Source organism: Erythrobacter sp. SCSIO 43205, assembly GCF_019904235.1.
Classification (GTDB): domain Bacteria; phylum Pseudomonadota; class Alphaproteobacteria; order Sphingomonadales; family Sphingomonadaceae; genus Erythrobacter.
The window spans coordinates 1,630,238-1,656,243 of sequence record NZ_CP063202.1; the positions used below are offsets into that span (position 1 = coordinate 1,630,238).

General features: G+C 58.1%; 31 protein-coding genes and 1 pseudogene. 24 read left to right on the forward strand and 8 right to left on the reverse strand.

The genetic code is table 11. From position 1 onward, the window contains the following. The first annotated feature begins 74 nt into the window (after positions 1-74). From INR77_RS07550 to INR77_RS07610, 14 genes are all read left to right on the forward strand, one after another. Positions 75-1,007: a heme o synthase gene (locus tag INR77_RS07550; protein WP_223073260.1), complete on the forward strand. Its 933-nt coding sequence runs from the start codon at positions 75-77 to the stop codon at positions 1,005-1,007. After that, a complete protein-coding gene (locus tag INR77_RS15895) occupies positions 1,004-1,129 on the forward strand; it encodes a hypothetical protein (protein WP_255573992.1) in 126 nt (41 codons plus the stop codon). Before INR77_RS07550 ends, INR77_RS15895 begins: the two co-directional genes overlap by 4 nt. Before the next feature lie 4 nt (positions 1,130-1,133). Continuing rightward, positions 1,134-1,748: a cytochrome c oxidase assembly protein gene (locus tag INR77_RS07555; RefSeq protein ID WP_223073261.1), complete on the forward strand. Its 615-nt coding sequence runs from the start codon at positions 1,134-1,136 to the stop codon at positions 1,746-1,748. A gap of 18 nt (positions 1,749-1,766) precedes the next feature. Continuing rightward, complete coding sequence (locus INR77_RS07560; protein WP_223073262.1) at positions 1,767-2,648, forward strand: cytochrome c oxidase subunit 3; 882 nt, start codon at positions 1,767-1,769, stop codon at positions 2,646-2,648. Beyond that, complete coding sequence (locus INR77_RS07565; protein ID WP_223073263.1) at positions 2,648-3,028, forward strand: DUF983 domain-containing protein; 381 nt, start codon at positions 2,648-2,650, stop codon at positions 3,026-3,028. Before INR77_RS07560 ends, INR77_RS07565 begins: the two co-directional genes overlap by 1 nt. After that, positions 3,025-3,639, forward strand: coding sequence for an SURF1 family cytochrome oxidase biogenesis protein (locus INR77_RS07570; protein WP_223073264.1), 615 nt, complete (start codon positions 3,025-3,027; stop codon positions 3,637-3,639). Before INR77_RS07565 ends, INR77_RS07570 begins: the two co-directional genes overlap by 4 nt. A gap of 134 nt (positions 3,640-3,773) precedes the next feature. Beyond that, positions 3,774-5,174 (forward strand): threonine synthase, encoded by a 1,401-nt coding sequence (gene thrC, locus INR77_RS07575; protein WP_223073265.1) that lies wholly within the window; start codon positions 3,774-3,776, stop codon positions 5,172-5,174. Then, positions 5,167-6,063 (forward strand): class I SAM-dependent methyltransferase, encoded by an 897-nt coding sequence (locus INR77_RS07580; RefSeq protein WP_223073266.1) that lies wholly within the window; start codon positions 5,167-5,169, stop codon positions 6,061-6,063. Before thrC ends, INR77_RS07580 begins: the two co-directional genes overlap by 8 nt. A gap of 12 nt (positions 6,064-6,075) precedes the next feature. Further along, positions 6,076-6,459 (forward strand): dihydroneopterin aldolase, encoded by a 384-nt coding sequence (locus tag INR77_RS07585; protein WP_223073267.1) that lies wholly within the window; start codon positions 6,076-6,078, stop codon positions 6,457-6,459. A gap of 3 nt (positions 6,460-6,462) precedes the next feature. Next, positions 6,463-6,774, forward strand: coding sequence for a Rossmann fold domain-containing protein (locus INR77_RS07590; protein WP_223073268.1), 312 nt, complete (start codon positions 6,463-6,465; stop codon positions 6,772-6,774). Next, positions 6,767-7,816 carry a GTP 3',8-cyclase MoaA gene (moaA, locus tag INR77_RS07595; protein WP_223073269.1) on the forward strand — a complete coding sequence of 350 codons (1,050 nt, stop codon included), beginning with the start codon at positions 6,767-6,769 and terminating at the stop codon, positions 7,814-7,816. Before INR77_RS07590 ends, moaA begins: the two co-directional genes overlap by 8 nt. A 5-nt stretch (positions 7,817-7,821) precedes the next feature. Then, entirely contained in the window at positions 7,822-8,064 is a 243-nt protein-coding gene (locus INR77_RS07600; protein ID WP_223073270.1) for a MoaD/ThiS family protein, read from the forward strand. Between the two features lie 6 nt (positions 8,065-8,070). Further along, positions 8,071-8,529, forward strand: coding sequence for a molybdenum cofactor biosynthesis protein MoaE (locus INR77_RS07605; RefSeq protein ID WP_223073271.1), 459 nt, complete (start codon positions 8,071-8,073; stop codon positions 8,527-8,529). Between the two features lie 78 nt (positions 8,530-8,607). Then, positions 8,608-9,039: a hypothetical protein gene (locus tag INR77_RS07610; RefSeq protein ID WP_223073272.1), complete on the forward strand. Its 432-nt coding sequence runs from the start codon at positions 8,608-8,610 to the stop codon at positions 9,037-9,039. Between the two features lie 62 nt (positions 9,040-9,101). Here the strand turns inward: INR77_RS07610 and INR77_RS07615 are convergent, their stop codons facing one another. Together INR77_RS07615 and INR77_RS07620 are read right to left on the reverse strand one after the other, a co-directional pair. Further along, entirely contained in the window at positions 9,102-9,791 is a 690-nt protein-coding gene (locus INR77_RS07615; RefSeq protein ID WP_223073273.1) for a Crp/Fnr family transcriptional regulator, read from the reverse strand. Further along, positions 9,788-10,294 carry a hypothetical protein gene (locus INR77_RS07620; RefSeq protein ID WP_223073274.1) on the reverse strand — a complete coding sequence of 169 codons (507 nt, stop codon included), beginning with the start codon at positions 10,292-10,294 and terminating at the stop codon, positions 9,788-9,790. Before INR77_RS07620 ends, INR77_RS07615 begins: the two co-directional genes overlap by 4 nt. Before the next feature lie 234 nt (positions 10,295-10,528). Here INR77_RS07620 and rplU point away from each other — a divergent pair, with 234 nt between their 5' ends. The 4 genes from rplU to INR77_RS07640 all read left to right on the forward strand — a co-directional run bounded on the left by rplU (position 10,529) and on the right by INR77_RS07640 (position 12,748). Next, the gene (gene rplU, locus INR77_RS07625; RefSeq protein WP_223073275.1) at positions 10,529-11,017 is read left to right on the forward strand and encodes a 50S ribosomal protein L21; all 489 of its coding nucleotides are present in this window, start codon (positions 10,529-10,531) and stop codon (positions 11,015-11,017) included. 12 nt (positions 11,018-11,029) lie between these two features. After that, a complete protein-coding gene (rpmA, locus tag INR77_RS07630; RefSeq protein WP_223073276.1) occupies positions 11,030-11,299 on the forward strand; it encodes a 50S ribosomal protein L27 in 270 nt (89 codons plus the stop codon). A gap of 239 nt (positions 11,300-11,538) precedes the next feature. Further along, a complete protein-coding gene (locus INR77_RS07635; RefSeq protein ID WP_223073277.1) occupies positions 11,539-12,105 on the forward strand; it encodes a GNAT family N-acetyltransferase in 567 nt (188 codons plus the stop codon). A 34-nt stretch (positions 12,106-12,139) separates the two neighbouring features. Then, positions 12,140-12,748, forward strand: coding sequence for a TetR/AcrR family transcriptional regulator (locus tag INR77_RS07640; RefSeq protein WP_223073278.1), 609 nt, complete (start codon positions 12,140-12,142; stop codon positions 12,746-12,748). Here INR77_RS07640 and INR77_RS07645 read toward each other — a convergent pair. Both INR77_RS07645 and INR77_RS07650 read right to left on the reverse strand, forming a co-directional pair. After that, positions 12,738-13,463 carry a folate-binding protein YgfZ gene (locus tag INR77_RS07645; RefSeq protein ID WP_223073279.1) on the reverse strand — a complete coding sequence of 242 codons (726 nt, stop codon included), beginning with the start codon at positions 13,461-13,463 and terminating at the stop codon, positions 12,738-12,740. The two genes, INR77_RS07640 and INR77_RS07645, sit on opposite strands and share 11 nt — an antisense overlap. Beyond that, on the reverse strand, positions 13,460-14,347 hold the full coding sequence (locus INR77_RS07650) for a RimK family alpha-L-glutamate ligase (protein ID WP_223073280.1): 888 nt from the start codon (positions 14,345-14,347) through the stop codon (positions 13,460-13,462). The genes INR77_RS07645 and INR77_RS07650 overlap by 4 nt, the downstream gene beginning before the upstream one ends. Positions 14,348-14,415: 68 nt before the next feature. Here INR77_RS07650 and pyrC point away from each other — a divergent pair. After that, positions 14,416-15,455, forward strand: a pseudogene (gene pyrC, locus INR77_RS07655) (dihydroorotase). Here pyrC and rarD read toward each other — a convergent pair. The 3 genes from rarD to INR77_RS07670 form a co-directional block, all read right to left on the reverse strand. Further along, complete coding sequence (gene rarD / locus INR77_RS07660) at positions 15,452-16,363, reverse strand: EamA family transporter RarD (protein ID WP_223073281.1); 912 nt, start codon at positions 16,361-16,363, stop codon at positions 15,452-15,454. The pseudogene pyrC and the gene rarD sit on opposite strands and share 4 nt — an antisense overlap. A 340-nt stretch (positions 16,364-16,703) precedes the next feature. After that, positions 16,704-18,122: a succinylglutamate-semialdehyde dehydrogenase gene (gene astD / locus INR77_RS07665; RefSeq protein ID WP_223073282.1), complete on the reverse strand. Its 1,419-nt coding sequence runs from the start codon at positions 18,120-18,122 to the stop codon at positions 16,704-16,706. Positions 18,123-18,255: 133 nt separating this feature from the next. Then, the gene (locus INR77_RS07670) at positions 18,256-19,686 is read right to left on the reverse strand and encodes a protein adenylyltransferase SelO (protein ID WP_223073283.1); all 1,431 of its coding nucleotides are present in this window, start codon (positions 19,684-19,686) and stop codon (positions 18,256-18,258) included. 71 nt (positions 19,687-19,757) lie between these two features. Between INR77_RS07670 and INR77_RS07675 the strand changes: the two genes are divergently transcribed. The 5 genes from INR77_RS07675 to INR77_RS07695 all read left to right on the forward strand — a co-directional run bounded on the left by INR77_RS07675 (position 19,758) and on the right by INR77_RS07695 (position 25,685). After that, positions 19,758-20,633: an alpha/beta fold hydrolase gene (locus INR77_RS07675; protein ID WP_223073284.1), complete on the forward strand. Its 876-nt coding sequence runs from the start codon at positions 19,758-19,760 to the stop codon at positions 20,631-20,633. Positions 20,634-20,646: 13 nt separating this feature from the next. Further along, positions 20,647-21,783, forward strand: a complete 1,137-nt coding sequence (locus tag INR77_RS07680) for a glycosyltransferase family 4 protein (protein ID WP_223073285.1) — start codon at positions 20,647-20,649, stop codon at positions 21,781-21,783. Between the two features lie 170 nt (positions 21,784-21,953). Continuing rightward, positions 21,954-22,748, forward strand: coding sequence for a tetratricopeptide repeat protein (locus INR77_RS07685; protein ID WP_255573993.1), 795 nt, complete (start codon positions 21,954-21,956; stop codon positions 22,746-22,748). 46 nt (positions 22,749-22,794) lie between these two features. Then, positions 22,795-24,138 carry a PQQ-binding-like beta-propeller repeat protein gene (locus INR77_RS07690; protein ID WP_223073286.1) on the forward strand — a complete coding sequence of 448 codons (1,344 nt, stop codon included), beginning with the start codon at positions 22,795-22,797 and terminating at the stop codon, positions 24,136-24,138. 80 nt (positions 24,139-24,218) lie between these two features. Continuing rightward, positions 24,219-25,685, forward strand: a complete 1,467-nt coding sequence (locus INR77_RS07695; RefSeq protein ID WP_223073287.1) for an isoprenylcysteine carboxylmethyltransferase family protein — start codon at positions 24,219-24,221, stop codon at positions 25,683-25,685. An 18-nt stretch (positions 25,686-25,703) separates the two neighbouring features. On the opposite strand, the gene INR77_RS07700 is transcribed toward INR77_RS07695, so the two are convergent. Further along, positions 25,704-26,006: a putative quinol monooxygenase gene (locus INR77_RS07700; protein ID WP_223073288.1), complete on the reverse strand. Its 303-nt coding sequence runs from the start codon at positions 26,004-26,006 to the stop codon at positions 25,704-25,706.

A 26,006-nucleotide genomic window follows, 5' to 3' on the forward strand; every position in this document is an offset into this window, starting at 1 on the left:
AGACAAGGGGGAGGGCGCGCCGGTCAGGAGTGCCCTCTTCGCATAAAAGGAAAGAGCCGAAAGGCTGAGTTGAAATGACAGCAACCACCACAACCATGATGCCGACCGAGTGGCGCGATTTCTTCGCGTTGACGAAGCCGCGCGTGATGACTTTGGTTGTGTTCACGGCGATCTGCGGTCTTCTGGCAGCTCCCGGCTCGATCCATCCGATCCTTGGTTTTACCGCTGTTCTGGCCATCGCCATGGGGGCCGCGGGTTCGGCTGTGCTCAACCAGTGGTGGGAAGCTGACCTTGATGCAGGGATGAAGCGGACCGCGAACCGACCGCTCCCCGGCGGCCGGATGCGCCGCGATGACGCACGCGATTTCGGCATGTTCTTGTCAGGCACATCGCTTGTGCTGATGGGTGTTGCGATTGGGTGGCTTGCGGCGGCTCTGCTGCTTGCAGCGATTATCTATTACGCCGTCATCTACACTATGTGGTTAAAGCCCCGCACGCCTCAAAATATCGTGATCGGTGGCGGTGCAGGTGCCTTTCCTCCGCTGATTGGCTGGGTTGCGGTCACCGGCGAACTCACCGCCATGCCAATCTTGCTGTTCGCGATCATCTTCATGTGGACGCCGCCGCACTTCTGGGCGCTGGCTCTGTTTGTGAAGACCGATTACGCCAATGTTGGCATTCCGATGATGCCTGTGGTGAAGGGCGAAAAACACACACGCCACCAGATCCTGGCCTACACCGTCCTGCTCGCGCCTGTCGCTATTGCGCCATGGCTGATCGGCGGGACTAGCTGGATTTATGGCTCTTTTTCTGTTGTCCTTTCAGTTTTGTTTTTCGCGTTTGCAATGCCTGTTGGCCTGCGCACCCGCGCCGAGAGCGATCCTATGAAACAGGAAATCGCCCTGTTCAAATTTAGCATCTACTATCTCTTCATCCTCTTCGCGGCGCTCGTCGCTGACCGCGTGCTCTATGCGCAAGGTCTGATCGGCGGAGGATATTTCGCATGACCCCTGAAGAGAAAGAAGAATTCAAGCGTCGTCAGAACGCCCGCAACTGGGTCGTGGGCGGTACGCTGCTGTTCTTCGCTGTGCTCTTCTACGCCATTACCGTTGCGCGGATCGGAGGCTGAGCGAATGGTTGCTGTGACCTTTTCCGACGACACGGACCGCAAGAATGCGAAGACCGGCGCGCTCGCCATTCTCGGCGCGCTGGCGATGCTCGGCTTGGGATACGCAGCGGTTCCGCTTTACGATCTGTTTTGCCGGGTCACAGGGTTTGCTGGCACCACCCAAGTTGCAACTGAGGCTGAGGCAAATGCAGCGGCCAGTGTCGCTGCAACCCGCGACATTTCAATCCGTTTCGATGCTTCGCTCGCTCGCGATATGCCCTGGGAATTTGCTCCAACGCAAAGCACTGACACCGTGCGCATCGGACAGCGCGACATCGCGACCTATGTGGCTAAAAACGAGAGCGACAAGCCCATCACAGGCACAGCGACATTCAACGTCGAGCCGTGGCAGGCAGGGGTCTATTTCCACAAGATCCAGTGTTTCTGCTTTACCGAGCAAACGCTTCAGCCGGGGCAGGAAGTGACCATGCCGGTGCTCTACTACATCGACCCGGCGATCCTTGAAGACGACACGATTGCCGATATTGAGCAAATTACGCTTTCATACACTTTTCACCGCGCGAAAGACGCTGTAGCAGCAGCGCAGACACGCAACACATCATCAGACCAAGCATCCTAAGGGACGGGAACCATTACAATGGCTGGCAATGTAAACCACGATTATCACATTCTGGAGCCCGATATCTGGCCGATTGTCGGCTCATTTTCGGCGCTCACTTTCACCAGCGGTATGGTGCTGAGCTTCTACCCTGATCTGTTCGGCATTGCGTCGAGCATCGTCATGTGGGCAGGGCTGGCAGGCCTTCTGGCGACCTTCTTCTTCTGGTTCCGTAATGTCACGATCGAAGCGCAGCGCGGCGATCACACACCAGTGGTCCAGCTGCATATGCGCTACGGCATGATCCTCTTCATCGCCTCAGAGGTGATGTTCTTCGTCGGATGGTTCTGGAGCTTCTTTGACTTCGCGCTCTTCCCCGATGCGCTGAGCTATGATGCGGCGACTGGCGCGACGCAGGCTCTTAACACGCTTGTTGGTGGCACGGATATTCCGAAAGGCGAATTCATTCCGCAAGGTATGGAAGTGCTTGATCCGTTCAGCCTTCCGCTTTTGAACACGCTGATCCTGCTGTGCTCTGGCACCACCGTCACCTGGGCGCACCACGCGCTGATCCACGGTGATCGCGAAGGCCTCAAACAAGGCCTTTGGGCAACGATTGCCCTTGGCGTGCTGTTCAGCGGCATTCAGGCTTACGAGTACGGCATTGCGCCATTCGCCTTTGGCGGCAACAGCTATTCATCGGCCTTTTACATGGCGACCGGCTTCCACGGTTTCCACGTTCTGATCGGCACCATCTTCCTCGCTGTATGTCTTTACCGTGCGTACATCGGCCACTTTACCCCGCGCCAGCACTTCGGCTTTGAAGCGGCTGCGTGGTACTGGCACTTTGTTGACGTGGTGTGGTTGTTCCTGTTCGTCGCCGTCTACGTCTGGGGCGGCTGGGGCGCTGAATACCACTGATGACCTCTGGCGAGAGCCAAGACACACAAAAAGGGCAGTCCGGAATCCTCCGGGCTGCCCTTTTGGGTTCTTGCCCTCAATGCGCAGAGCCAACTTTGTTCGAGGCGCCCGCGCGGGTGGCGATGAAATGCTCCGCTTGCGGCCTGAACTTCACCAAATATGAGCGCGGAGGTCGGGTGAGCGGTTTGTTCACCGTGGTGATTGCTATTGTCCTGATTGTGATTGCGGTCCTCATTGAGAACAGCTTTCGCCCGCCCTTGTGGCTCCAAGCTGCCTTTTGGGCGCCGGTTACAGTTGGCACGGTGATTTACGCACTGCGCTTGTTCAAGACCGTGCTGCTCTATGCAGCCTATGAAAATGCCAAGGAGCGCGGCGAATGATCCGCCAATTGCCATTGATACCCACGATCATAGTTGTTGCTGCGGCAAGCGTGATGGTTGCGCTAGGCTTTTGGCAATTGGGGCGCGCCGATGAAAAGGCCGCCATGATCGCTGAATTTGAAGCAGCGCAGGAACAGGGCAGCTTCACTTCCACCCCCGGCGCGTCAACGCTTTATCATGAGGCGGAACTGACGTGCAGCCAAGTGGTTGGGCGAACAGCTATCTCTGGTCGCAATGCGAACGGTCGCAATGGCTATGTCCATGTTGTGCAATGCACTGCGCCCTTAGCCTTGATGCCGGACGAGATCGTTTATGATGTGGTCGATGAAGGGCCCTATGATGCCGAGATTGTGCTTGGCTGGTCGCAAGGTCCGCAGAGCCCGGAGTGGGAGCCCGACACGGTTCGCGGAGTGATCGCACCAGGAGGAGAGCTGGGTTGGAGATTGGTCGCCGATCCGCCTCAAGCCGGCCTGCTTGCGAATGCGAGGCCAGACCCTAATGACCTTCCCAACAACCATCTTGCATATGCCGGACAGTGGTTCTTCTTCGCGATGACGGCTTTGGTGATCTATTTCTTTGCGGTTCGTTCGAAATTGGCGAGGCGCGACTAGGAACTGTGAGTCCCCGCGAAGGCGGGGACCTCCCAAACCTGAGGGCCAAGCTGCAGAAAGGTCCCCGCCTTCGCGGGGACTCGCACTTTGGCGGCTTGCCCCATGCCGTTCCCCCCGCTAACCGCTCTGCCACGATGAAATATATATCCACCAGAGGCTCCGCGCCCACGCTCGATTTTGAAGGCGCAACGCTTGCAGGGCTCGCTAGCGACGGCGGTCTGTACCTGCCAGTGGAATGGCCCCGTTTTAGCGAAGACGACATCCGCAGCCTTCGGGGGCTGCCATATCCAGAACTTGCCGCGCGTATCATAGCACCATTTGTGGCTGGCTCGCTCACCGATGATGAGCTCGAGAAGCTCTGCCACGAGGTTTACGGCGATTTCGGCCACGCGGCTGTCACGCCTTTGGTGCAGTTGAATGAACAGCACTGGCTGCTCGAACTGTTCCACGGCCCGACGCTCGCGTTCAAGGATGTCGCGCTGCAAATGCTGGGCCGTTTGTTCGAGACTTTCCTCGAGCGGCGCGGTGAGCAGCTTACCATCGTTGGTGCAACAAGCGGGGATACGGGCTCTGCGGCAATCCGCGCGGTTGCCGGGCTTGAGCGGGTTGAGATATTTATGCTCCACCCCTCAGGCAAGGTTTCAGACGTACAGCGCCGCCAAATGACAACCGTGCGCGCGCCCAATGTGCACAATCTTGCGATTGCGGGCAGCTTTGATGATGCACAGGCCCATGTGAAGGCGATGTTCGCTGATGAGAGCGTCACGTCGACCCTCAACCTTGGCGCGGTAAACTCAATCAACTGGGCGCGTTTGATGGCGCAGGTTGTGTATTACTTCTACGCTGGCCTCCAACTGGGCGCACCCGATCGCGGCGCCGCGTACAGCGTGCCAACTGGCAATTTTGGCGACATTTTCGCTGGCTATGTCGCGCAAAAAATGGGCCTGCCGATTGAGCAGCTGATCGTGGCAACAAACGTCAATGATATTCTCCACCGCGCTCTTCAGGACGGGGATTATTCAACCGGGACCACCACGCCAACGATCACCCCATCTATGGACATTCAGGTAAGCTCGAATTTTGAGCGTCTGCTGTTCGACGTGGGCGGGCGTGACGGCGCAGCAATGGCTGAACAGATGCGCGCGTTTGAGAAATCAAAGGCCATGCAACTCACCAATAGCCAACGCGAAGGTGCCTCTGCGCTCTTCACCAGCAGCCGCGCAGATCAGGACGAGACGAGCCGCGCGCTTCAATGGGCGTATCGCAATTGTGCGCAAGTGATCGATCCGCATACGGGCGTCGGCCTTCATGCCGCGCAGCAAGCTGAGGTCGGCGCGGGCGTTCCCATTGTCACGCTTGCCACGGCACATCCGGCGAAATTCCCCGATGCAGTCGAACGCGCGACGGGCGTTCGACCGGCGCTTCCATCGCGGGTGGGTGATTTGTTCGGGCGCGAAGAAGCTATGGTCGAGATCGATGGCGATTATGCTTCGGCGCGCGACTTCGTACTCTCTAACGCGAGCGCAAATGGCTAAGCTTATCGAGCAACCGTTGGTGATGGAGTGTCGGGGGTGGCCCGATCAAAGCTCCTATCGCCTGCTCGATAGTGGGGGAGGGCGCAAGTTTGAGGCGTTTGGCCCTCATGCGTTTATCCGTCCTGAGCCACAGGCGATGTGGCAACCGCGCCTTCCAGAGTGGGACGCGGCGGGCGAGTTTGTGCCCGGTTCAGATGAAGATGGCGGCGGACGCTGGAATTTGTCGCCAGACGTGCCCGAAGGGTGGGAGCTTTCGTGGAACGACGTGCGCTTTACCGCGACGCCAACGCCTTTCCGTCATCTGCAATTCTTCCCTGATATGGCGCCTGTGTGGGATTGGATGCGTGCACAATTGGGCGATCGCACCGACGCCGAAACGCTCAATATGTTTGGCTACACCGGGCTTGGCACTCTGGCGCTGTCTGACCATGGGCGCGTGACCCACGTCGATGCCTCCAAAAAATCCGTCGCCCAAGCGCGTGAGAACGCAGCGCTTTCTGGCATGGAGGATCGCCCGATCCGCTGGCTGGTCGATGATGCGGCGAAGTTTACCGCGCGCGAGGTTCGCCGTGAACGGCGTTATGACGGCATTATCCTTGATCCGCCCAAGTTCGGACGTGGGCCCAAGAACGAAACATGGCGGATTGAAGAGGGGTTGGCTGGGCTTGTCAGCGATTGCGGTAAGCTGCTCGATAGCGATAGCCGCTTTCTCTTCCTCACCGTTTACGCCGTTCGTATGAGCAGTCTCGCCATTGCAGGGCTCTTGCAAGAGGTGCTTGGCCATCTCCCCGGACAGATCGAACACGGCGACTTGGCTGTGCGCGAGGAGGGGCCTGATGGCCGCCTCCTCCCAACCGCGATCTTCGCACGCTGGTCCAATCCCGGCTAAGGCTCAGACACGATGACCAACACCGATTCGCTCATTCTCGAAGTGGCTGACCTCGAAGTCGATGTCCTCACGGGCATCTATTCCGAGGAAACCGGCAAGCCGCAGCCTTTGCGCATCACGATTCAGGTGCGTTACGACGTCGCGGATCGCTATGATCCTGATACGCCTCTTGATGCCTCGAAGAACTATATGGACCTGAAGCACGCGGCCTCCGAAGGGCTTCCTGAAGGGGTGCATTTCAAGCTGATCGAGGCGGTGGGCGACCACATCTGCGAAACGCTATTCGTACAAGACACCCGCGTTCAGGCGGTGACGGTCAAGATCGTGAAGCTCGCCATTGCCGAAGCCAATGAAAAGATCGGCATTACCCTCCACCGTGAGCGGCCAGCGGAATAGGGCATGGCGCAGGCTGAATATATCGTCAGCGATTTGCCGGACAGCCCGCTCAAAGCGAGCGCTTGCTTCTATGGCGACCATCTCCAATCAGCGCTCGCAGCGCGCGGGGCGGAGGATCTTCTCGTCATACTCCCGTCTGCAAGGCACGAGCACACAGATTGGCGCCAGGCGCTAGCGCGTGATCTTGCCCGCGAATGTGCACCTGCCCGCGCTAACGTCATCGCCGCAGGCGACGAAGCGCAGAAAGATGAGCTTTGCCGCTATCTGGCAGGGGCAAGCGGCGTGACAGGACAATATTGTCAGACAAATGACTGAGGTCGCTACCCGCAAGCGTGATGTCTTGAAGCTCGCTGAGAGCCAGCCGCCATTGGTGGACACCTTTGGCCGAACGATCAGCTATCTGCGGCTTTCAGTCACCGACCGATGCGACCTGAGGTGCACTTATTGTATGCCGGAGCGCATGACGTTCTTGCCCAAGCGTGAGGTGCTCTCGCTTGAGGAACTGTACGATTTAGCGACCGGCTTTATCGCGCGCGGGGTCACGAAAATTCGCATCACCGGAGGCGAGCCTTTGGTGCGGCGCGATATCGTTGATCTGTTTATTGCTTTAGGCAGGCATTTGGATGGAGGAGGGCTCAATGAGCTGACCCTCACCACCAACGCAACGCAACTCTCCGGCCATGCTGAGGCGCTCTTCAAAGCGGGCGTTCGGCGGGTGAATATTTCATTGGATACGCTGGAGCGCGCAAGGTTTGAACAGCTCACACGGCGCGATGCTCTGCCGCAGGTGTTGGAGGGGATTGCGGCCGCAAAAGAGGCGGGCCTCAGCGTTAAATTGAACGCAGTGGCTCTAAAAGGGGTCAATGAAGACGAGCTTCCCGAGCTCATCGCCTGGGCTCATGGGGAGGGGCATGATGTAACCCTCATTGAGGTAATGCCGCTTGGCGATGTGGAGGAAGAGCGGCTCGACCAATATTTGCCTTTAAGCGATGTGCGCGCGCGGCTGGAGCAGCGGTGGACCCTCACCGATAGTGATCACCACACAGGCGGTCCGGCGCGCTATGTTCGCGTGGAGGAAACCGGCGGTCGATTGGGTTTCATCACGCCGCACACCAACAATTTCTGCGATGGCTGCAACCGCCTGCGGGTTACGGCGACGGGACAACTGTTCCCCTGCCTTGGCGGAGGAGAGCGAGTGGATTTGCGCGCGGCGCTGCGCTCAAACGATCCACAAGGGCAATTGGCAGCAGCGCTGGACAAGACGATGCAGATCAAGCCCGAGCGCCACCATTTCAGCATGAATGAGCGAGGCGCACCGCCGCATTTGCCGCGCCATATGTCGATGACGGGAGGCTGAACTGTATGGCTGTCAAAATCCTCTTCCTTGGCCCCTTGCGCGATATGGCGGGCATCGAAAGCACCGATGTCGAAGGGCCGCTTGACTGGACGGGATTGCTGGAGCTTGTCGGCGCGGATGTCGCAGGCCAGCTCAGCGAAGCCCGCGTCAACATCGCCTGTGGTGGCCGTGTGCTTGCGGACAAGACCACGCTGCTCGCCCAAGACGGTGACGAAGTGGCTTTGCTCCCGCCTGTCAGCGGGGGCTGAGGCCGAGTGAAGGACGTTCGCCTCCTTACCCAACCTTTCAACCCGGGCGCGTTTGTCGGCCCGTTTACACAAGCGCATCCCGGCCTTGGTGGGGTATGCACTTTCGTGGGTGAGGTGAGGGGAGGCGCGGGCGAGGACACAGGCGTGGAGGCGCTTGAACTCAGCCATTATGAACCGCTTACGCTTCCCACGATGGAGGCCCTCGCGGACCAGGCAATCGCGCGCTTCGAGCTGATGGGCCTGCTTATGGTGCACCGCGTGGGCAAAATGCGCGTGGGCGAACCCATCGTGCTTGTCTCTGCCGCCGCGAGGCACCGGCGCGGCGCGATTGATGCGGTCGATTTCTGTATGGACCATCTCAAAGCCGCCGCATGGTTCTGGAAGCGAGAGAAGCGCGCCGATGGATGGCATTGGATCGAACCGCGCGAGGATGATTACACCGATCTCGCCCGTTGGAGTGAGTGAATTCCCAGCCGTTTGATCCAGATCAAGGCGAGGGTAGTCGCGCTGCCATAAATCTCTTTTCAATCAAGGAGACGACGAATGGCAGAGCACCTCAAACATCAATTGGAACAGGGCAAAGCGCGCATTGTTGAAGCGCCTGTTGACGCAAATGCAGCCGCGCAAATTGATCGCAGCTTCAACCTGCCCAATGAACTCTATCTCGGCACAATTGCGGGATACCTTGGGTTTATCGGGGTAATGGCAGTCACATTCATGAACCCGGTTCTGATCATCCCGATGGTGATTTTCGCCGGTTTTATCATCGCTGGTTTCGGTGTTCCTGCAATCTTCACCCGCCTTAAAGGCAATGACAGCAAGCCCATGACCTGGGGTCAGTTTGAAGCTCGCGGCATCATGACCAATACTGGCAAATGCGCGCCGCGCGATGCAGCCGTGCAGGTGCTTATCCTGCCGGTTCTGCTCGTGTGCTGGGGCATCGCGGCTGCGACCATCGCTGCCATCGTCAGCTGATCTGGCAATTTGGTGCGAAGGTTAGGGGACGCCTTCCATCCACGGGGCGCTGAGGAGCGATCCTAGCGCCCCGAAATATCCCTCAAAAGCGCGGGGTCGGCGATGTCGATCCCGCGTTTTCCGTTGCGGGTGATAGCGCCCATGGATTCAAGTTCGCCCATCTTGCGGCTCACCGTCTCAATCGTCAGGCCCAGCATATTAGCCATTTCGCCGCGGGTGAGAGGAAGCTCGAAACTTTCAGCGATGTGGCACGATGTGTGGCTTGCTGCCCCGGCAAAATCGTGAAGCAGCGCGGCAATCCGCGTCTCCGCGCTGGCGTGGGCGGTGAGTTCCAAAAGGCTGCGCGTGGCGAGCAGATCTTCCTGAGAACGCCGCAGGAGCGCCCGCGCCAAAGCAGGGTAGCTATCAACGGCACGCTCAATATCCTTGCGCGCGAAAGTGCACAGACGGCTTTCAGTGAGGGCCACCACATCATGGTGGGCAAAGGGGCTGAAAAGCTCACCGATAAAGCCCGCCGGGTGAATAAGGCTAAGGATTTGCTCATTACCGTCTGCGTCAAAGGCGGTGACTTTTAGAGCGCCGCTGACGAGGGTCGCACAGGACGCATCCTCATCGCCTGCTGCGAAAAGCATCTCGCCGCGCTTTAACGTGCGGGTGTTGCCGGCTGCTGCAAGAGCATCGCGTTCGTCTTCGGTCAGCACCGCGCAGGCCGCGCTGTCTTTGACCGGGCAGGTGGCGCACGTCTGGTTCATTGGGCGAGCATCTCCGAAAGCGAATCGAGCACTTCATCTTGCTGTTGAAGCAAGGTTGCGGTTTGCGCCTGTCCGGTCGCAATGGCCTGTACAGGGGCGAAAGTGGTTCGGGCCTCAGCCTCAAGTGCATCAAGCCGCGCGAGCACAAGCGCGGTCTGCCCCCGCAGTGACGTAAGCTCTGCCACCGCAACCAATGCTTGCGAACGTCGATCGCTCTCCACCCCAGTGCCGCCAGCCGATTGCGCCAGCCGCGCCGCAGTGGGGCGAAGCGCGCCGAACTTTTCCTGCGTTTCATAAGCAAGGGCCACGAGATCAGAAACATCTTGAGGTGAAACGATTTCAGGGACGGCCGGTTGTTCGGGCGCGGCGGGCGCAAACTGCCCCGTCATGCGTTCGGCATCCCTCACGGCCAATGAGGGGTAACGGCCATCGGCTGATGCGCAGGCACCAAGCAGGAGCCCGCCCAAGCCTGCAATCGCAAAAGAAAAATGTGCTTTAATCATGATCCCGAAGCGCCATATCACCTAGATCGGACAAGGGAAATACGCCGTGCGAGGCAAATTTGCGCCAATTCCTTGCAAATGACACGTTGACTTGAACGCCCCATTCCCTTAACGGCACCCAACCTTCGAGCGCTGCTTTTGTAGCTGCGTTCCCCAAACACACGTTTGGGTGGTCCGAGCGGTGCGAGCAATTTGCACTGTCTTAGACAACCAAAGAATTGAGAGTATTTAGTCATGTTCGCTATCGTGCGCACTGGCGGCAAGCAGTACCGGGTTGCCGCTGGAGATAAGATTGCCGTTGAAAAGCTCGCCGGAGAAGCCGGCGACACGATCACTTTGGGCGACGTTCTGCTCGCTGGCGAAGGCGACTCTATCGCTGACGCATCGAAAGTGACCGTCTCGGCTGAGATCATCGCTCAAGCCAAGAGCGAAAAAGTCGTCGTTTTCAAAAAGCGTCGTCGTCACAACTACCGTCGTAAAGCTGGCCACCGTCAGCAAATGACGCTGCTTCGCATCACCGATGTTGGTGCCGGTGCCAAGAAGGCCCCTGCCAAGAAAGCAGCCGCAAAGACGGAAAACGAAGAGAAAGCAGCGCCAGCCAAGAAGGCTCCGGCAAAGAAAGCAGCTCCAAAGGCTGCCGCTGAGAAAAAGCCTGCTGCGAAAAAAGCTCCCGCCAAAAAGGCTCCGGCGAAAAAAGCCGAGCCTAAGGCCGAAGACAAGTAAGGATTAGGACCCATGGCACATAAAAAAGCAGGCGGTTCATCACGCAACGGTCGCGACTCCGTCGGTCGCCGCCTTGGTGTAAAGAAATTCGGTAGCGAAGCTGTCGTTGCCGGCAATATCCTCGTGCGTCAGCGCGGCACCAAGTTCTATCCCGGCACCAATGTCGGCATGGGCAAAGACCACACCCTATTTGCGCTCGAAGACGGCGTGGTGCGATTCCACACCGGCAAACAGGCGCGCAAATATGTGTCGGTCGACGCGATTGCGGAAGCAGCCGAGTAAACGGACGATTATATAGGGATCGTCCACCGGGGCGGTCCTAGCCGATGAGACAATCGGCGACCTAGAGGGAGAAGGGCCACCCCGATCACGGGGAGCCTGTTCTCCCTCTTGTCGTTTCTCCCTCACCAATTTTTGGCGCATTTGGTCGGATTTGCCACCTTTCAGGCGGTCCGGTGCAAACAAAGTGTCATCGAGGCCGCCTAGGGGCGGTGTCGACAGGGCGAGGAAGGAAACAAGCCGTGTTCCATCGCAGTGCAAGATTATTGCTAAGACCCGTCTGGCCAGAGGATTGGCAAGCCGTTTATGGCGGCATTGCGGATGAAGGTGTTGTGCGCAATCTGGCACGCGCGCCCTGGCCTTATTCAAAGCAGGATGCGCGCGATTTCGCATCACGCCCGGCAGCACCTCATGAGCCACGCTTCCTCATCACCACCGCTAACAATGGGCAGGTTGTCGGCTGCATTGGTCTTGATGCTCAACCTTGCGACTATCCCGGTGCGGTGGAAATCGGATATTGGATCGCGCGCGAACATTGGGGCAAGGGCTACGCTACTGAGGCTGGCTGCGCGGTGCTCAAAATCGCTCAGCTATTGGGCTATCCTCGCGTCTATGGATCGCATTTCCTCGATAACCCTGCCTCTGGCGCGGTACTCGAAAAGCTTGGGTTTGAGCCGACGGGCCGTGTGATCGAGCGACATTCTTGCGGACGCGGCGAAGTTGCGATGACAGCGGAATATATGAAGTCGCTTGCCGATGCTGTCATGCCGGAACGCCGGGCTGGGCAATCACAGCTCAGTGCGGCTTGAGGCTTATAGCCATTTAGCCTAGGCCGTGTGGCCCATGACTGTACGAAAACGCCTAAGCCCCCAAGAGTCGCGCAAGACCGCGCTTGAAGCTGCCCGGTCGCTTCTGATTGAGGCAGGCCCTCAGGCGGTGACGCTTAAGGCCGTTGCTGCGCGCATTGGGCGCACCCATGCCAATTTGCTGCACCATTTCGGATCGGCTTCTGGCTTGCAAAAGGCTTTGGCAGAGCACCTTGCCAAGACCGTTTGTGAAACGATCATCGAAGCTGTGCGCGCAAGCCGCGCTGGACTTGGGACAGCGAATGAGGTGGTGGACCTGGCTTTCGATGCGTTTGATCGCGAAGGGGCAGGGGCGCTGACCTCGTGGATGTTGCTTACCGGGAATGAGGATGCTCTCAATCCGATTATTGAGACAATTCACGCGCTCGTCGATGAAATCGCTCCGCAAGAGGCCGAGCATCACGATGACCCGATGCACGTCCATAAGGACACTTTAAGTCTCGTTCTGCTCGCTTTAGGTGACGCTCTGATGGGAGCGGCTCTGGCCAAATCTCTGGGCCTGCCGCGCGATTCGGCTCGCAAACGGGCAGTCGCCAATCTCGAAGCTTCAATGGCCGAGCATTATGGCGAGCTTGCTAAGCGGTAATGCCCGCTGCTTGCCAATCGGGCAGGGTGGCAGGGTCAAGATCGGCGACGCGCAAGTGATCGACCGCATAACCGAGCTCAGGATAGTCAGCCTTGCATCGTTTTTCCTGTGATTGATCGAGCGGCACTACCACAAGGCGGCGATTGACCTTCTGCCGCCAGTTCATGCGAGCAGTGTTTTCCTGACCAATATAGCAGCCTTTCTCGAAGCTTACGCCCGATAGTTCGACTGCATTGGTTTCAAGCCAGAGAATATCGCCAAGCTCGCTCTGCCCCTCCGGCACTCCAAGGGAAAGACGGTGGGCAAGGTAGGCATCGTCGGCCGGTTCACCGGGGGCATCGTCGATCCAGCGGTATCCCAGTTCAGCCAAGCGTGGGTCGGGAGTAGCACCGTCGATTGCGCCGGGCGACCAGTGAACAAAGCGATTTTCATCCCGCTCAATCGCGATTTTGCGGCGCAAGCGATAGAGTGACAGGCGCTTGAGCAGATCATCGGCCACCGTCGCCTCGCAATCGATCAGAATGTCTTCGCCCTCGGCCCAGACGAAGAAGTCGAACATCGCCTTGCCTTGCGCTGACAAGAGCGCTGCATAGACGGGAAGCTCACCGCTCACATCATTGGTGACGAGCCTTTGCAGAAATCCGCGCACGTCTTCGCTCGATTCCTCAGCGCGCAGTCGGATAATGCTGCGGGATTTCAGCTGTGTAGCGTTCATTCTTCCAACTCTCGTGCAATTGCCTCAGCCAGGGTCTGGCCCATATTTGGCCCCTGCTCGGGGTAGAGATAGGGTTCGATCAGCTCAGCTTCCATAAGCAAGAGATTGCTGTTCTCACCTTCCAGCATATCAATGCGCGCATAAAGCGGGGCATCGAAGGGGAGCGCTTCGATTATTGCGCTGGCCTGTGCGATCTCATCCACGCTTGGATGATGCGTGATTTCGGTCCCGCCATAAAGCGACTGAATGCGATAATCGCCCGCTTTGGGCAGCTTTTGGACGCAGTGGCTGAAGGTGCCGCCGAAGAACAGGAAGCTGAGCTCCCCCGTCTCGGCAATGGCGGGGAGGAACGGCTGGACCATGGCGGGGTGATCGAAGCGCCAGTCGGTGGCGACCTGCCCGCGCTCAAGCATCTCTTGCCCTTCCGCCCCTGCACCAATCTGGCGTTTGACCACCAGCTTGTCGCAGGCAAATGTGTCCATCGCAGCCTCGGCATCGCGCGCGTCCATATGGTCGAGCCAAAGCGTCGGGATCGTGCGAGCGCCGCGCTCCTCCAGCTGCTTGAGATAGGTCTTGCGGATGTTCCACCGGACGACCTCTGATGAATTACAGATGGTTATCCCTGCTTCCCCAAGTGCTTCAAGCTTGCTCAGAAACGCTTCAGCCTTGTCCCAATAATTCCAGGATGAGCCGACCATTACGAGATCGACCCCGTCGAAATGGCTCATCGGCGCTTCCCAATCAATCACGCGCAGGGCCCATCCACGCGCCATAAATGTGGGTTTGATGGCGGCAACCATAAGGTCATGCTCGAATGCATCTTCGCGGCGCGTGCTTGATCCTGGCAGAGTGGTGTCGCAGGCGAGAAAAGCGATTGTGGTCATGGCTTCTGCCAATAGAAGTAGGATTAAGTGGTGGAAACCCCCGCATTGCTTGGTTATGCGCCTCTCCCATGACCGAGCAGCTCACGATCCGCCGCCCTGATGATTGGCACCTGCATTTCCGCGACGCAGACGTGATGCGTGACGTGGTGCCCTACACCGCAAGGCAGTTTGGCCGTGCGATTGTGATGCCGAACCTCACCCCGCCTGTGACGACGACTGACATGGCGCGACAGTACCGTGATCGCATCCTTGCAGCTGTCCCCGAAGGAGTGAGTTTTGAGCCGCTGATGGTGTGTTACCTGACGGACGATACCGACGCTGATGATCTGGTGCGCGGGGCCGCCGAGGGCGTGTTTACCGCCGCCAAACTCTATCCCGCCAACGCCACCACACCAACTCGGCTCACGGCGTCACTGATGTGCGCAAGATTTATCCCGTGCTTCAACGCATGAGCGATGAGGGCATTGTCTTTTGCATCCACGGAGAAGTGACCAGCTCCGACATCGACGTATTCGATCGGGAAGCGGAATTTATTGAGCGGTATCTGAGGGATATTGTCGAAACCTTCCCCAATCTCAAAGTGGTGTTTGAGCATATCACCACGAGCGATGCGGTGGATTTCGTGCTGCAATCAGGCCCCAATGTGGGCGCGACCATCACGCCGCAGCACCTTCATATCAATCGCAACGCAATGCTTGTCGGTGGTATTCAGCCGCACAATTATTGTCTTCCCGTTGCCAAGCGCGAAGAACACCGCTTGGCGCTTCGCAAGGCTGCGACTTCTGGCAATCCCAAGTTCTTCCTTGGCACAGACAGCGCGCCGCATTTCAAAGGCGACAAGGAAAGCTCTTGCGGATGCGCGGGCATTTTTGGCGCGCCTTATGCGCTCGAAAGCTACCTCACTGTCTTCGATGAGGAAGGGGCGCTTGATAAATTCGAAGGTTTTGCCTCACTTCATGGACCAGCGTTTTATGGCCTCCCGGTCAATGAGGAAACGGTGACATTGGAGCGCGTGCAAAACGCTGTGCCCGAAGAGCTACCCATCGCCGGATCGACCATCGTCCCATGGCATGGCGGGCAAACAATTGGCTGGAAATTTGTGGGCTAGGCCCGGATCGGGCGCACTTTGCGACCTCGCCACCAAAGGTCGGCAACGAAGATTGCAATCGCGGTCCATATCAGCAGGAAGCTGGCGAGTTGGACCGTGCGAAGCTGCTGACCAAAAACGAACAGGCCGAGCAGAAACACGATTGTCGGCGCAAGATATTGGATAAAGCCGAGCGTCGAATAGGCCATCCGCCGGGCGGCGATTGCGAACAGCAAAAGCGGCACAGCTGTCACCACGCCTGAAAAGACCATGAGCAGGCTGAGTTCGGTCGTCTTGCCAAAGGTCGAGCCATCCGGGCTTGCTGCATACCACAAGACGATCATCGCCGCGGCTGGGATGAGGATGAAGGTTTCAATCGTGAGGCCCGGAAGCGCTCCGACATTCACCTGCTTTCGAACGATCCCGTAAAGGCCAAAGCTGAACGCGAGGCTGAGGCTGATCCACAGTGTTGTGAGAGCGCCAGCGGAGAGCATCGCAACAGCCCCCGCTGCAATCGCCACCGCAAGCCATTGCAGGCGACTTAGCCGCTCTTTCAAGAAAAGCGTGCCCAGAAGGATATTCAAAAGCGGATTCAGGTAGTAGCCAAGACTGGCGGCATAGACCTGATTTTGCATGATTGCCCAAATGTAGATGAACCAGTTCGCTGCGATCAGAGCCGCGCTCGCCAGAAGGGCGAGCATGGTGCGCGGCGATGTGAGCGCGCGTTTGACCTCTCCAAACTGACGGCGGACCGCGACGATCAGAAGGCACAAAGGCAGCGTCCAGATGATCCGCCAGCCGACGAACTCAAACGACGGTACGCTTGATACCAGCATGATATAGAGCGGCAAAAATCCCCAGATGAGATAGGCGCCAAGAGCATGGGGCAAGCCGGATGGCTGGGGTGTGGGCGAGGGTGCTTGTGTCATCACCGCCGCCCCTAGGCTGCGCTTGTTTCCTGCGCAAGTGACACCGCTTGCGGTCAAATGCTGAGGGTCTTGCTCAACCGATCGCAAGAAGCGCGGCTGCATAGGGGGACAGCCAGATGAACGCTGGCTAACTGATTGCTCCCAATTCGTTCAGTTAAAATGCGATATAGATGAACGCATACTGCGAGAGCGCCTCTCTCCACCTTTTCAAGGCGGCGCTCTCGTCACCCCCTTGGGCCATAATCCACCACCGGCCCGGGCACGGCACCACCAGCCGTGGAAGGCGCCTTCATACCCTTCACCGGGTATGAAGGCGTTTTCGCATTATGGTGCCCCGTGTTCAGCCCTCGTCTTTGAGGCCAATAGCGATATTGGCGCGCGGCTGATCCATCTCATTGCTGGAGACTGGGTAGGCGCAATAATCAGCGGCGTAATAGGCAGCGGGGCGGTGGTTGCCCGAAAGTCCAATCCCGCCAAAGGGGGAGGAGGAAGAGGCACCATTGGTTGGCCGGTTCCAATTGATGAGCCCTGCGCGCGTGTTCGCCCAAAAGCGGCTGTAATCGTCAGGCGAACCGCCAATCAGCGAGGCTGAAAGACCAAAGCGGGTGTTGTTGGCCTCTGCAATCCCTGCATCAAGATCGGGCACGCGGATCACCTGAAGCAGGGGGCCGAAAAGCTCGATGTCGGGGCGGTCGGGAATATCGGTCGTGTCGATAATTCCAGGGGTTACAAAGGGTTCCTGCGGCCTCAAGCGGCGCATCGGCAAAAGCGGTTTTCCTCCTGCCGTCATCAATGCAACGAAGCTTTCGGTGATGCCTTCAGCGGCTTCATTATCGATCACTGGTCCCATAAACGGCTGCGGATCGGCGAAAGGTTCATCGACCTGAATTTTGCGTGCAAGCGGGATGAGCTGCTCCATCAGCGGCTCGTACATATTGTCCACCACGATCAGACGACGAGCAGCAGTGCAACGTTGGCCAGCGCTGGTAAAAGCGCTTTGAATAATAAGAGCGCACGCATCCGTGACAAGCGGGGTGTCAGTCACAACGATCGGGTTGTTGCCGCCCATTTCCAGCGCGACGATTTTGCCGGGATTGCTTGCAAGTTTGCGGTTGATGGCTATGCCCGTTTGCGCAGAGCCGGTGAACAAAACCCCGTCAATGCCAGCGTGAGCAACAAGGGCTGAACCTTCCTCAGGTCCGCCAATGACCACTTGCACAACGTTTTCGGGTATCCCGCACCGCTTCCAGCATTCAAGCAGGGCCATGGCAACGCCTGGCGCTTTTTCCGAAGGTTTAAGGATCACCGTATTGCCCGCGATTAGGGCAGGGACCATGTGCCCATTGGGCAGGTGGGCGGGGAAATTGTAGGGGCCAAGAACCACCATCACGCCGTGCGGCTTGTGGCGAACTGCGGTGACCCCCTGAAGCGCGCCATCGCGTTTCTTGCGGCCTGTGCGCTCGGCATAGGCCTGGATCGAGATTTCGATCTTGCCGATCACTGCATCGACTTCGGTGCGCGCTTCCCACAAGGGTTTGCCGGTTTCCTTGGCGATCTGCACTGCAATGTCTTCAGCATCGGTGCGTACTTCATTGGCAAAGCGGCGGGCCAGTTCAATACGCTGGCCTTGCGATGTTGCCGCCCATTGCGGCCACGCACGGCGAGAGCGGCTGACTGCCTGCTCCACATCATCATGGGGGCCGCGCCACACTTCCTCTCCCGTTGCCGGGGAATATGAAACCAGCTCAGTCTCGCTCACAGCCTATCGCTTTTCATCCGCCCGTTTGATTTTCCGTGTCCCCACCATTGAGGTCGGGACCATCGCGCTAAACTTCCAAATGTGCAAATGGAATGAAAAGCCTATTAACCACAAACCCCCAATTTATTGGTGGTCAGGCATGGCCTTGCGGCTGCGGCGCGGGCCCGTGGGCCTCTCCCATACGGCGAAGGGCGTCGATTTTTCGCTCCAGCGGCTCCCAATCATCGCGCTCATCAATCGCTGACCAGATCGCTTCGACCTCATCGATCACCATGCTTTGCTGCGCGTCGCCCTGCCAATAGTCGTGTGAGCTGTCGGTGAGGGTGTATCGGGAAAGCGCCTCTTGCAATTCTCCGGAACAAGCGGGCTCTTCGCCAAATCCATTGAGCGCGCGGCGCAGGCCGAAGAAAAAGGCGTCTGGCTGGGCTTTGTTCTCGCGCATGGCAGCCTCGCACAGTGCCACCAGCCTGCCGTCCTCCTCGCCCCCGCGCTGTTCCACCCCAAGCCGCCAGCACCAACGCCGCGCGACCGCCTCCATATAAAGCGGACCATAGCGTTCCATTGCCGCCACTAACGGCTCGCTTTCAGCCAGTCCGCGCAAGGCCACTGCGAGTTGCCCGCAATTCCAATGGAGCGCTTCGGGTTGGCGGCCAAAAGCATAGAGGCCAGAGTGATCGAAATAGGCTGCGGTGAAGCCCGGTTCCCACTGCGGCAGCCAGCGCCACGGGCCGTAGTCGAAGCTTTCACCGGTTATATTCATATTATCTGTGTTGAGCACGCCATGGACGAAGCCTGCGACCATATAACTTGCAGCAAGATCGGCGAGGCGTTCCACCACATTGTGCAAGAGGATCACCGCTGGATTGTCGCGGTCGGGAGCGTCCTTCGGTGGAGGCGAGCCGGGAAAATGCTTTAGGCAATAATCGACAAGCGCTTCAGAATGCTGCGTTTCCTCCAGCGCATAGAGCCGCTGAAACGAGCCGATGCGGATGTGGGAGTGCGACAGGCGCACCATGACCGCTGAGCGCGTAGGCGAGGGTTCATCGCCTCGCTCCAGCGCCTCTCCGGTTTCGATGATTGAGAAGGTGCGCGAAGTGTTCACGCCTAAGGCTTCGAGCATTTCGGTCGCAAGAATTTCGCGCACGCCGCCTTTTAGCGTCAGCCGCCCATCGCCAGCCCGTGAATAGGGCGTTGTCCCTGAACCCTTTGTGCCAAGGTCCATAAGTCGCCCGTCGCGATCGCGCATCTGAGCGAACAGAAAACCGCGTCCATCGCCAATTTCGGGATTGTACACGCGAAATTGATGGCCGTGATATTTCAGCGCGAGGGGGCGAGGCAGATTGCCTTGCAATGGCTCGAACCTGCCAAAGTGTCTGGCCCATTCATCATCACTCAGCGTGTGCAAATCGACGCTCTGCGCCGCCCTGTCGTTGCGGAACCGCACCCGTGTTTCGGGAAAGTCTGCCGCCTCCACCGGAGAGCCCAGCCAATCGGAAATGGCGGTGATGGCAGGGTCGGGCCTGTATTCAGAAGCGTATTTGGCAGCTTGCGGTTCGTCACTCATGCCGCGATAGTGGGGAGAAACTATCGTGCGTGCAAGGCGCGGCGAACGAACCGGGATAAAGCGGCATATTTATGGGTAATTCAAACAGTCAGGCCTATCAGGACAAAAGCTGGACAAGCGCCGACGGCCTTTCCCTTTATTACCGCGAGTATGCCGGGCCTGATGGCTATGAGGGTCCGCCGGTTATTTGTATGCACGGCCTCACCCGCAACTCACGCGATTTTGCCGATCTTGCAGAACATATTGCGCAAACGCGCCGCGTTTTGGTGCTGGAAATGCGTGGGCGCGGGATGAGCGATTATGCGCCTGACGCATCGAGCTATAACCCGGTTCAATATGTCGCAGACGTCGAAGTGCTTTTGGCAGAGCGGGCCATTGACCGCTTTATTTCGATCGGCACCTCAATGGGCGGGCTGATGACGATGATGCTTGCGGCGAACAAACAGGGCAGGCTGGTCGCGGTGGTAATGAACGATATTGGTCCGCAAATCGAAGCGGACGGTATTGAGCGGATTACTGGTTATGTCGGTCAAGGGCGCAGCTATCCCACATGGATGCACGCGGCTCGCTCGATCTGTAACGTGCACGCAGAGGCTTTTCCCGATTACGGACTCGATCAATGGCTTGAGATGGCCAAACGCACCATGGTGGTGAGCCAGAATGGCCGGATCAGCTATGACTACGACATGGCGATTGCTGAACCATTCAAGGAACCCGAAGGTGCAGCTCCTGCGGATTTGTGGCCTGCTTTTGACGCTTTATCGGGCGTTCCCATGGTGCTCGTGCGCGGTGAATTGTCCGATCTTCTGTCGCCTGAAACGGTCAGTGAAATGGGCAAGCGCAACCCGGCAATGACGACTGTTACCGTGCCGCGTGTTGGCCATGCGCCAACGCTTGATGAACCCGAAGCGCGCGAGGCTATTGACGCGCTGCTGGCAAAAGTGTGACGCGCCTGTTCCCATGAGCAAGTCTAAGCCCGCACCCAAAGTGCTGCACCTGCATTCCACCTTTGCCGCCGGAGGCAAGGAACTGCGCGCGGTGCATTTGATGAACGCTTTTGGCAAAGAGCTTGAGCATACGATTGTCTCGGGCCAGCCAGAGCATATGGAAGCGATGGAGCACATCGCCCCGCGCGTGCCCGTGCGTATCGCTCAGGACTTCCCCTCGCTCACCGGATGGCCAACGCCCGGTCGCCTTCTGAAAATAGCACAAGGAATGCAGGGTTATGACCTTGTCCTCACCTATAACTGGGGCGCGATGGATGCGGTGTTGGCGCACACGATCTTCGCCAAACTCTTAGGGCTGCCGCCGCTGATCCACCACGAGGATGGCTTTAACGAGGACGAAGCTGACGGTCTTAAGAAAAGCCGCAATTGGATGCGCCAGTTTGCTTTGACAGGCGCGCACGCATTGGTTGTCCCCAGCCAGGTGCTTGAGAAAATTGCGCTTGAAGCATGGGCTCAGCCGCGATCGCTCATCCGGCGCATTCCCAATGGGATTGACACCAAAGCCTTTGGAAAAGCGCCAAAACCCGGCTCGCTTCGCGTAATCAAACGCGATGGCGAGCGCTGGATTGGCACATTGGCGGGACTTCGCGCGGTAAAACAATTGCCCGTATTGGTCGAAGCGTTCGCATCGCTTGATGACAACTGGCATCTCGTCATTCTTGGCGAAGGGCCAGAACGTGACGCGATTGAAGCGAAAGCCGCTGAATTAGAAGTCAATCACCGCGTCCATTTGCCCGGTGCTGTCAAAGAGCCGGCTAACATTATCGGCCTGTTTGATATTTTTGCGCTCTCATCCAAAAGCGAACAATTCCCTTTAAGCGTCGTCGAGGCAATGGCAGCTGGCCTTCCCGTGGCCACCCCCGAAGTGGGCGACGTTCGCGCAATTCTGGCTGAAGAAAACCACGCCTTTATCGCTGTTCCCGGTGACACGCAGGCGCTTTCCCAAGTGATCGCAGACCTCGCTTCGAATGATGTTCTGCGGGCGCAAGTGGGCAAGGCCAATCGCGAAAAAGCACGCGCTCACTTCGATCAGAGCGCAATGATCGAGGCATACCGCACGCTTTATTGGGGGGCTTTGGAGCGCAGTTAAACCGACCTTAGGGCACCGCATCCGCTTCATTCAGGGTTCAACTGTGCGCTGCCATTTGCAACAACGGCTGGCACTTGTGCTCCGATTGGCGGCTTTGTGCCATTGCGCGCGGGGCTCGCGCTCCTTAAAGAGCCGCCTTGAGGTAATTGACTAAAAGGATAAATCGCCCCGTGGCGCGTACTCCGACAACGAATAACACTCCCGACGCACAACCCGGTGCACCAGCGGGCACGCCATCGCGCGAGGATGAAATCCTCATGCGCGAAATTGATGATGCCGTGCGTCAGCAGGACACTGTTCAATTTTTCCAGAAATATGGTGTAGCGCTCGGCTCGGCTGTGGCGCTCATCATCGTTGGGATGCTCGGCTATTGGTGGTGGGATTCCACAAGTGAAGCGGCGCTGGAAGAGCAATCCGAGGCTATCGTAAGTGCGCTTGATTCGGTCGAAGCGAATGACTTTGCTGGCGCTGAAGAGAAAGTGGACGGCCTTGTCGATGATGGTTCAGTAGGCGCGCGTTCGATGGCGAGGTTCCTCAAAGCTGCCGCCGCAATCGAACAAGGCGAAACCGACCGCGCGGTTGAACTTTACGCCAGCATCGTCGCCGATGAAGAGGCACCGCAATCCTTGCGCGATTTGGCTCTGATCCGCGAAATTTCGACCAATTTCGATGATCGCAAACCTGCGGATATTATCGCAAAGCTCGAAGGTCTGGCTGTGCCGGGGAACCCCTATTTCGGGAGCGCGGGCGAACTGGTCGCGGTTGCTCACCTTGAAGCTGGCAATCGCGAGGAGGCAGGGGCGCTTTTCTCTGCAATTTCGCAAGATGAAACCGTGCCAGACACGCTGCGCAACCGCACCCGCCAGATGGCAGGATTGCTCGGCGTTGATGCGATTGTCGATGTGAATGAGCTGATCAAGGATCAAACCTCTGCCGCGCCGCCTGCGGGGGCACGCGGCCAGTAAAGCGCCATCGGATTACCAGAATTTTGGACTTGGGACGGGAAATATAATGCGCAAATCGAAACTCAGTTTGAAAGGCGCGATTGCTGCGGGCGCGCTGGCGATGCTTTCTACTGGCCTGCTCACCGGTTGCGGTGGCGACAAGAAAACGACACCAACAGTGGGTGCACGCACACCGATCCTTTCGCGCATTGAAAGCGGCGCGAGCGTTGATCCGGCACTGGCTGGTGTGTCGGTCGTGCTTCCCCCGGCACAGGTCAATGCGGAATGGGCCCAGGTGGGCGGTTCTGCGAGTAAGTCCTATGGCCACCTCGCGCTGGCCGACAACCCGTCGAAAATCTGGACGAGGGACATTGCGGGCGCCAGCAATTCCGAGCGGCTTGCAGCCTCTCCGGTGATTGGCTCTGGTAAGCTTTTCGCAGTCGATACCAGCGGCGTTATCTATGCCTTCGACAAGGACACTGGCGCGCAAATCTGGCGGGTCGAAGACAGCGACATGGCCGATGACCTCCGCCCATCAGCCTTTGGTGGAGGGGTCAGCTATGAGAACGGCATCGTTTATGCGACCAATGGCGCGGGCGATGTAAAGGCTTTGCGTGCTGAAACCGGTGAGCAAATCTGGAAAGTGCAGCCTGCCGGTCCCCTTCGCGGATCGCCAACAATCGCCTTTGGTCAAGTGTATGTGATGACGCAGGATAATCAGGTCATCGCCTTAAACGCTGCTGATGGTGCGCTGCTTTGGAACGAATCGGGTTCTGCCACGCAAAGCGGCGTTTTTGGGGTTGCTGCGCCAGCCGCAGGGCAGGGCACAGTGATCGCAGGTTATTCTTCTGGCGAGCTTTCCGCTTACCGTTATGAGAACGGTCGCACGCTTTGGGCGGATGCTTTGGCGCGCACCAATATTTCGACCAAGGTGAGCTCGGTTACTGATATTGACGCTGATCCCATCATCGATTCTGGCCGTGTCTATGCGCTTGGCCAAGGGGGCCGGATGGCCGCTTATGAACTCGTCACGGGACAGCGGATCTGGGAACTGAACCTTGCGGGCATTTCCACCCCTGCGATTGCGGGGGAGTGGATTTTTACCCTCACCGATGATGCGCGCCTTCTCGCAATTGCGCGTTCGACGGGCCGCGTTCGCTGGATCACGCAGCTGCAGACTTACCGCAACGAGAAGAAGAAAAAAGACCCGATCTTCTGGACGGGCCCAGTGCTCGCAGGTGGTCATTTGTGGGTGGCAAGTTCGCGCGGCGAAGTGTGGCGGGTAAGCACGGGTGAGGGCTCTTCACAGATGTTCGCAGATGTTGATAGCCCGGTCAGCCTTGCTCCGGTGGTGGCGGATAATACGCTCTATCTTCTGGACGATTCGGGCACGATCCACGCCTGGCGCTAAGCTTGCCGTGCATCCAATCGCGCCTCCAAGCGCTTAAGTGAGCATGAAATTAACCCTTTTGCGCTATCCGCCGAAGGGTAATGAGCACAAACACTCACTCTAGCGCTGCAAATGCGCCTGTCGCCTCTGCCAAACCGACATTGCCAAAGAGCGATGTCTCCTCTGGCGTCGGCTTTGCAGGACTGCTTGGCCTGCTTGGCTGGATCCTGTTCTGCCGCAATTTCCCGCTCATCGCTGGCGGCTTCGGGTTAGAGGGCGATGTCGGTGTCCTGTCCGGCCCTTATGCAGCGCTCATGGCGATGGTCTTTACCGCAGGGCCGATGGCGATCTGGTCGCTTTTGGTGGACCGGGTGCACCTGCGCGCATCAACCGGGCTCGACTGGAACCTGCAACGCCCCCTCGATGAGACTATAGGTATATCGTCGGTCAAGATTATCGGCCTGTGGACGACATGGGCGGTGATTGGCGGGCTCTATTGCCTGTGCCGTTGGTATTGGGATGGCTCTTACCTGTTCGCAATGGAGGTTATGGGGCTGGCAATCGTGCCAATGATTGTTCTGTCCGTGCCTTATGTGATGTGGCTGGACCGGCACATGGTCGATTTGAAAGACGCAACTTGGCATTTTGGCGCTCTTATCGCGACCCATCCAAGCGACCCGTCGCGCGCAGAAATTGATATGGAAGCGGTCAAGAAACACTGGCGCGCCTGGATTATCAAGGCCTTTTTCAGCGCCTTCATGATTTCGATCCTGCCCGGCGGTTTTGCTGTCATCGTGGAGGCAGACCCCGGTGCCGTGCTCGCCAATCCGTTCGAGATCGGGATGTTCCTCATCACTTTCCTGTTCGTCGTGGACGTACAGATCGGCACAGTTGGCTATCTGTTCACCCTGCGCCCGCTTGATGCGCATATCCGTTCGGGCAATCCGTTCATCGGTGGCTGGCTTGCAGCGCTTTTGTGTTATCCGCCATTTGTTTGGGGCCTGATCGGCAACAATGGCCAGATTTTGAGCTATGAGGGCAACACCGCTGGTTGGGGTTATTGGTTTGAGGGGCAAACCGAACTCTTGTGGGTTTGGGCCGCGTGGCTGGTGTTTCTCACTGCGATTTATGCCTGGGCGACGGTGGTGTTCGGCATCCGCTTTTCTAACCTTACCTATCGCGGTGTGCTCACCAATGGGCCGTATCGCTTCACGAGGCACCCGGCATACCTCTCCAAAAACCTGTTCTGGTGGTGCTCGGTCATGCCATTCCTTGTGACCAGCGGTTCTTACGTCGATGTCGTCCGCAACACGTTCTTCCTACTCGTGGTGAACGGCATTTACTATTGGCGCGCGCGCACCGAAGAGGCGCATCTTCTCGCCGAAGACCCGAAGTATCGCCAATATTATGACTGGATGGAAGAAAACGGTGTGATCACGTCGCGCCTTGCCAAGCTCAAGAGATTGGCATGGGGTGCAGTTGTGGGAGATCCTCGCAAGTCAGGTGCCGATCCAGCGCAGCCCCTTGGTCAATCCACTGCGCATCGCGGCGAGGAACCCGCTGAATAAGGCGGCGCGCCATTCGCGTTAAAAATGAAAGCCTTCATCGGCAGCCTGATAACCAGTCAGCTCGCGCTCACTGATTGCAAGCGCTGAACACTGGGCGCGCCATTCGGCGATATGGACGGTGCGCAAATGCGCCTCAAGCGCGGCCTTGTCGCGCCATTTTTCAAGCACGCGCACCAGCCCGTCGTCGAGCACATCAAGCGCGTATGTGTATTCGATGCAGCCCTCTTCTGCGCGGCTTGCCGTGACCATTGCTTCCATCGCTGGACGCAGGACACCCACAATGCTGGGAGGAAAGCGAAAGCTACCGATTACAACAATCAT